The organism is Embleya scabrispora DSM 41855 (genome assembly GCF_000372745.1).
GTDB lineage: Bacteria > Actinomycetota > Actinomycetes > Streptomycetales > Streptomycetaceae > Embleya > Embleya scabrispora.
Genome location: NZ_KB889562.1, coordinates 133,276 through 139,275, shown reverse-complemented (window position 1 = coordinate 139,275; position 6,000 = coordinate 133,276). Strand labels below are relative to the sequence as shown.

Sequence of the window (6,000 nt, the reverse complement as noted above, 5' to 3'; positions counted from 1 at the left end):
GGGCGGCACGGAGGGCCGGAGTCGCGAATGTGGCCAGGTCTGAGTGGCCCGGGTCGGGGGCGCGGCGAGGACGGGCGGGCCGAGGCGCGAACGCGGCGAGCACGGGCAGTCAGAGTCGCAAGCGCGGCGTTGCTGCTTGTTGGGCGCCTTCGGCGCCGGCTCGCGAGGCACCACTTTTTTGCGGACGAGCGATCCGATAGAGAGCGACTGGACGGACCACTCAGGGAGCCTCTCTGTGTCCGTCGCCCCTCTGCTCAGCGCCCCGCAGCCATCGTTGACCCCCACACGGGGCATGGAAACGACGACCCTTCGAGGACTGCGAGCCATCCGACTCTCAGTGCTCACAGACGAGACGACCTCGGTCGACCGGCAGCGCGAAACCAACGACCGCGCGGCGGCAGCACTCGGCATCGACTTCGACGGGCGTGAAGCGTGCGACCTTGACGTCAGCGCGTCCAAGACCAGCCCGTTCGAGCGGCCCGACCTCGGCGAGTGGCTGCGCAAGCCGGCCGAGTACGACGCCATCGTGTTCTGGCGCTTCGACCGTGCCATTCGGTCCATGGCGGACATGAGCAAGCTCGCCGAGTGGGCGCGCGAGCACGGGATCGTGATCGTGTTCGCCGAAGGACTCGGCGGGTCCGGCCCGATGACGTTCGATTTCCGCGACAGCGTCGACCCCGTCGCCGAGCTGATGTTGACCTTGTTCGCGTTCGCCGCTCAGGTCGAGTCCCAGTCCACTTCGGACCGGGTGACCGGCGCCCGGGCAGCCATGCGGACCATGCCGCTTCGGTGGCGCGGCGGACGTGCCCCGTTCGCCTACCGGTCGGTACCGATGCCTGCCGAGCACGGCGGCGCCGGGATGACCCCGGTACCGGACTCGTACGGTGTCGAACTGCTTGAGCGCATCATCCGGGAACTTCTCGCCGGCGCGTCGCTGCAATCCATCGCCGACGGGCTCAACGCCGACAACAAGCCGACATGGCGCGATTACACATCGCAGAAGAAGGGGAGCGCGATCGGCGGGAAGTCCGGCGGCAGGAACGGGCGCGTGGTCGAACGCTTCCGATGGACCGCGAACACCCTCAAGGGCATCCTGACGTCCCCCACGCTGCTCGGGTGGGAAATGCACGCGGGCACACCCGTGCGGGACGTGGCCGGCGCTCCGGTGCTGTTCACCACGGATCCGATCCTGACCCGCGAAGAGTTCGACCGGATCGGCGCGGCGGTCACGGAGCGCTGCCACAAGTGGAACGGCGCCATGCGCCGGGACTCGGCCGACGCGTTCCTGTTGCGCCTGATCCACTGCGACGCCTGCGGCGGGCGCGTGTACCGGCACCAGGGCGACGACGCGCGCCCCTACGCCATCTACTACTGCAACCCCCGCGCCCGGGGCGAACGCTGCGACCGACCCGCCATCGTCCGCGCCGAGTGGGTCGACGCCTATGTGACCCGCGAGTTCCTGCGCATCGTGGGACCGATCGAGTACCGGCGCACGATCACCACACCCGGCTACGACCCCAAGGAGTGGAGCGAGCGCGCGAACAAGGTGGTCGATGAAGGGAGCGCCGCACACGAGCGATTCAAGGAACTCATCCGCGCCGAACCCTGGTTCATGGTCGTTGCCGAATACCGTAACAATGCCCCGACTCGTTGGCTACCCGCCGGCGGGTCGGGGCATTTTCACGTTGCCGAACTACCTTTCACTGCAAGGGAGTTCACGGAGCGGGGTGGCTCCCGGCGGTCCGAGCATGGCCGGGGGTCGCGCGGAGTGCTTCAGACCGTGCGCAGCGTGGACAGCAGCGCCGACCAAGACGCGGGGACGACCGTCAGGTGACCGACGCTCGGGTCCTTCGAGTCACGGACCGGGACGACCGCGAAGCCGTCAGCCACCTCCACACAGGCGCCGCCATCCCCATTGCTGTAACTCGACTTGCGCCAGACAGCTTGGTCGAGTTGAGGGGTTTGGGTCATGACTTGCACTCCTTGATGACCGCCGTGATCAGGGCTGCCGATTCACCCGGCGTCAGCGCGTCGGCACTAACTCGATCGTAGGACCGCCGGCGCGCTCGCACAGCATCCGGGTCTTCGACGAGTTGCCCATTCACCAGCCCTTCTTGGTAGGCGGCCTGTCCACCATCGGCCAGACCTAGCAAGATCAGCGGGGCGCCGAGGGCTGCATGGGCACCACGGGCAAGTGGGGCAACTCGCAGCAGCGTGCGAGACGTGTCCAGCAGCGGGCAAGAGGGCTTCGAGCTGTTCGCACAGAACGGCCGGCCCACCCACCTCGCGCCGGATGACCGCTTCGTCAAGTACGGCAGAGACATAGGGCGGGTCAGCGCTGCGCAACCGAGTCTGTCGACTCATGCGCAGATCAACCATGGATTCAATGGCTTCGGGTGTCGCGTCGGGGTTCACTGCTTCGAACAGCGCGCGAGCGTACGCAGGTGTCTGTAACAGTCCTGGGATGACGTACGGGGCGTACTCGCCAATCTCCCGTGCCCCGTCTTCGAGCCGCATGTAGTCGCGATACCGGTCCGGCCACATCTCGTCTTTGATCACGTCCCAGAGCACGGCGAACATCCCTTGTGTGCCCATGACTTCGTCGAGCTTCGCGGGCAGCTCGGGTGGGATCGGGCTTCCGTTCTCGTACCGCGACCATGCCGACGTCGAGTACCCGCACGCGGCTGCCATGTCGGCAAGCGTCAAGCCCTTTCGCTCGCGCTGCGCCCTGATTGCAAGCCCGAACCGATGCAACCGTTTCACGCCATCGGGGGCCGCTTCGAATCGCACGCCGGGACCTCATTCCCATCAAAATTCGGGACGGGCGCTCACTCCCGAGTGGTCCGGCGCCGCGTCACGATCGGTGTACACACAGCAGTGAAGCGCGCGAAGTGTGAGGAGCGCAGCCGAAATGCGAGACCCGACGCAGGACAACCGAAGCCCGAAGCTTCCCGCCGCCGATGGCCGGATGTGGCTTGCGGTCTACCACGTCGACCGGGCCGGAACCCGCATGGTGAAGCCGCCCGAACTGTTCGCGGGCACGTCGGCAGCGTGGCCGTTCGGCGACGGATCCATGGGCCCGAACCCGCCGTGCAAGTGCTCGCCAGGCTGCCGATTCCCCGACCCATGCGAGCCGCCGCGAGCACTCCCGTAGTTGTCCTGGTGTCGCCTCCCTTGCCCGAGTCCCGACACCGGGGCGCCCGATCCCGCCGCGCCGACCTGGTCGCCCCCCCCGACGCTCGGCGCGGCGGGCACCACCTGACCCGAGGAATGAGCACTTGAGCGAGAAACCCCCCTGCTCGCCAGGGAAGTGCACGCCGGTGCAGAAGGGGCCAACCATCTGCGGGACCCGAATGATGGTGTGCACCAAGTGCGACCGGGTCACCGAAGTAACCGGTATCCAGCGACCTGACAGGGAGCGTGAACGCACATGACAACCGCACTCAAGCCCGTGGGGCTGGACTTCCTCGAACTCGAAGTGACGGCAGGCTGTCAACTCGCCTGTACCCACTGCCTTTCGTCGTCATCCCCGCAAGGCACGCACGGTGTGATGACACTTGCCGATTGGCGGATGCTCATCACGGATGCCGCGGCGCTCGGCATCGAACGGATTCAGCTCATCGGCGGGGAGCCGACCACCTACCCGCACTGGCGCGAGTTGGTCGACTTGGCGCTCTCCCTCGGTCGACAGGTGGAGGTCTACAGCAACCTGTACAAGGTGCTGCCCCTCGCATGGGCGGTGTTCGAGCGCCCCGGGGTCTCGCTCGCCACGTCCTACTACAGCGACGACCCCGCGGAGCACGACACGATCACCACAAGGCCAGGCAGTTACCAGCGGACTCGGGCAAACATTGCCGAGGTCGTGCGCCGGGGCATTCCGCTTCGGGCGGGGATCGTTGACATCCTGCCGGGGCAGCGCATCAAGGAGGCGCGCGCCGAGCTGGTCGGTATGGGTGTGCGCCGCATTCAGACCGACCGAGTACGCGCGGTCGGGCGGGCAGCCGAGACCTCCGCGACTCCCAGCGTGACCGAGCTGTGTGGCCGGTGTGGTGATCGGCGCGCGGCGGTGCTCCCGGACGGCAGTCTGAGCCTGTGCGTGCTGAGCCGGTTCATGCCGGTTCTCAACGTCCGGGATCACCGGCTCGCCGACATCGTGGGCAGCCCGGAATGGTTTGCGGCAGTCGAGCGGATTCCCGTTCGGGCGGTTGTGCCGTGTCAGCCCGACGACAGCAACGACTGTGACCCGTCACGGCAGGAAGCGTGCACCCCGAAGTACGACGAATAGAAAGGCCGGTCATGGACTGGGAAAGACATGCCGCCCGACTCGCCGAGGACATCACGGATCCCGTGTCACGGTGGCGCGAGCCTGTCGCACACACCGCCCGGCATGCACTCGTACCGAAGTGGTGGGAACGGGCCGACTCGGGCTGGCAGGTGCGCGACGGTGCGGCGGATCCGGAAGCGTGGGCAACGGCCGCGTACAGCGACACGTCGTTGGTAACCCGGGTCGGTCCCTTGCACGCCGACCACGCCGCGCCGGACGACCGCCCGATTGGTCGTGCGACGTCCTCGGCGACAATGCCCGGTTTGGTGGTGCAAATGCTTCGCCATGGGCGGTTGACCGCGGGGGTCGACCTCTTGGACGTCGGGACCGGGGCCGGGGGACTCACGGCCTATGCCTGCCGTCGACTCGGCGCCGAGCACGTGACGAGTGTCGACGTCGACCCCTATCTGACCGAAGTCGCGCGCGAACGACTCGCAGCGATGGACATGCACCCGACGTTCGAAACAGTCGATGCGACCGGACCCCTTCCGGGCACGTACGACAGAATCATTGCGACCGTCGCCGTTCGCCCCGTTCCCGCATCGTGGCTCGCCGCACTGCGCCCCGGCGGACGACTCGTGACCACGATTGCGAACACGTCACTGATTCTGACCGCATGGAAGGACCCGGACGGCGGGGCGATCGGCCGCATCGAACGCGACTGGGCCGGCTTCATGCCGACTCGGCACGGCGACGACTACCCGCCGGGACTCGCCGACCTGGTGACGCTCGCGTGGGTAGCGGGTGGATTGCACGTCACAGCGGGTCGTTTCCCGGTGATGGATATTGCCGAAGCGTGGGAAGTCCGGTCGATGCTTGAAGTCGAAGTGCCCGGCGTGGAACTCGACTACCGGCATGAAGGTGACACGCGCTCCGCGGTACTCGTCCACCCGGATGGATCGTGGGCGAGGGCAACCGCCCATCGGTTTGCGGCACCCATCGTTCACGAAGGCGGACCCCGCCGACTCTGGAAGCTGCTCGAACGTATCCGACTACGGCTGAACGTGGAGGGTCGGTTGCCGCTCTACGGCGCGCACGTCCGGATCACCCCCGACGGCGTCTGCCACCTGAAGCGCGGCGGATGGACCGGCACCATCGACTAACCCGAGCTGCCCCGCCCGTCCGTGACCTCAACGCGGCCGGGCGGGGCTTCAGAAGACTGGACGGCGCGGCTACACCGGGGGAACGGCATCGAAGATCATGGCCACTTGGCCCGTGTAGTCGCCCGGCTGGAACGTCGCATAGCGACCAATGGGTTTATCCGACCCGTTCGCAATCGTGAGCCCCGTTGGGTTCCCCCGACCGTTCGCCGGCGTTGCGAACGGCTCGGGCCATGTCGTCCTGACTCGGAAGCCGCCCCATGCGGACCGCGCGAAGTGTGCTGTTCGCCTCCGTCATGTAGATCACGGTAGACGTGCGCACACGCTTCCGACAGAGACGTCCGACCGCCGCCCCGGACCCGGGGCCCACAAGACGGGTGTCCGCCCCACGGGACGGCACCTGACCCGGATACGGCCGATCCGTGCGCGGAAGGGGGCAAGGGGCAAGTCGGCAACCCCCGTTCACAGTTGGTCGAACGCCCCTTGCCCCGTCCGGCTCGAAGCGGAAGCCGATACCCCATATGGGGGTTCGGGACCGCACGCCGGACGAACGAACGCACGATGGATACCGACTCG

The 6,000-nt window shown here is 67.3% G+C and carries 5 protein-coding genes and 1 pseudogene; 3 read left to right on the top strand and 3 right to left on the bottom strand.

From position 1 onward, the window contains the following. Window positions 1-337 precede the first annotated feature (337 nt). Window positions 338-1,834 (top strand): recombinase family protein, encoded by a 1,497-nt coding sequence (locus tag A3IC_RS52135; protein WP_020548502.1) that lies wholly within the window; start codon window positions 338-340, stop codon window positions 1,832-1,834. Here the strand turns inward: A3IC_RS52135 and A3IC_RS64155 are convergent. From A3IC_RS64155 to A3IC_RS73325, 3 genes and pseudogenes are all read right to left on the bottom strand, one after another. Next, window positions 1,774-1,971 (bottom strand): DUF397 domain-containing protein, encoded by a 198-nt coding sequence (locus A3IC_RS64155; protein ID WP_079026207.1) that lies wholly within the window; start codon window positions 1,969-1,971, stop codon window positions 1,774-1,776. The genes A3IC_RS52135 and A3IC_RS64155 overlap by 61 nt on opposite strands. Next, entirely contained in the window at window positions 1,968-2,324 is a 357-nt protein-coding gene (locus A3IC_RS73330) for a Scr1 family TA system antitoxin-like transcriptional regulator (protein ID WP_425387297.1), read from the bottom strand. The genes A3IC_RS64155 and A3IC_RS73330 overlap by 4 nt, the downstream gene beginning before the upstream one ends. After that, window positions 2,239-2,763, bottom strand: a pseudogene (locus A3IC_RS73325) (helix-turn-helix domain-containing protein); the annotation flags it as partial. The gene A3IC_RS73330 and the pseudogene A3IC_RS73325, both read right to left, overlap by 86 nt. Before the next feature lie 667 nt (window positions 2,764-3,430). Here A3IC_RS73325 and A3IC_RS0102590 point away from each other — a divergent pair. Next, window positions 3,431-4,285 carry a radical SAM/SPASM domain-containing protein gene (locus A3IC_RS0102590; protein WP_026217806.1) on the top strand — a complete coding sequence of 285 codons (855 nt, stop codon included), beginning with the start codon at window positions 3,431-3,433 and terminating at the stop codon, window positions 4,283-4,285. Window positions 4,286-4,296: 11 nt separating this feature from the next. Continuing rightward, on the top strand, window positions 4,297-5,427 hold the full coding sequence (locus tag A3IC_RS0102585) for a methyltransferase domain-containing protein (protein ID WP_020548500.1): 1,131 nt from the start codon (window positions 4,297-4,299) through the stop codon (window positions 5,425-5,427). Window positions 5,428-6,000 lie beyond the last annotated feature (573 nt).

Bases quoted from the DNA above. Each gene is read 5' to 3' on its own strand.
- A3IC_RS0102590 (WP_026217806.1), top strand. From the start codon at position 3,431: ATGACAACCGCACTCAAGCCCGTGGGGCTGGACTTCCTCGAACTCGAA.
- A3IC_RS0102585 (WP_020548500.1), top strand. From the start codon at position 4,297: ATGGACTGGGAAAGACATGCCGCCCGACTCGCCGAGGACATCACGGAT.
- A3IC_RS73330 (WP_425387297.1), bottom strand. From the start codon at position 2,324: ATGTCTCTGCCGTACTTGACGAAGCGGTCATCCGGCGCGAGGTGGGTG.
- A3IC_RS64155 (WP_079026207.1), bottom strand. From the start codon at position 1,971: ATGACCCAAACCCCTCAACTCGACCAAGCTGTCTGGCGCAAGTCGAGT.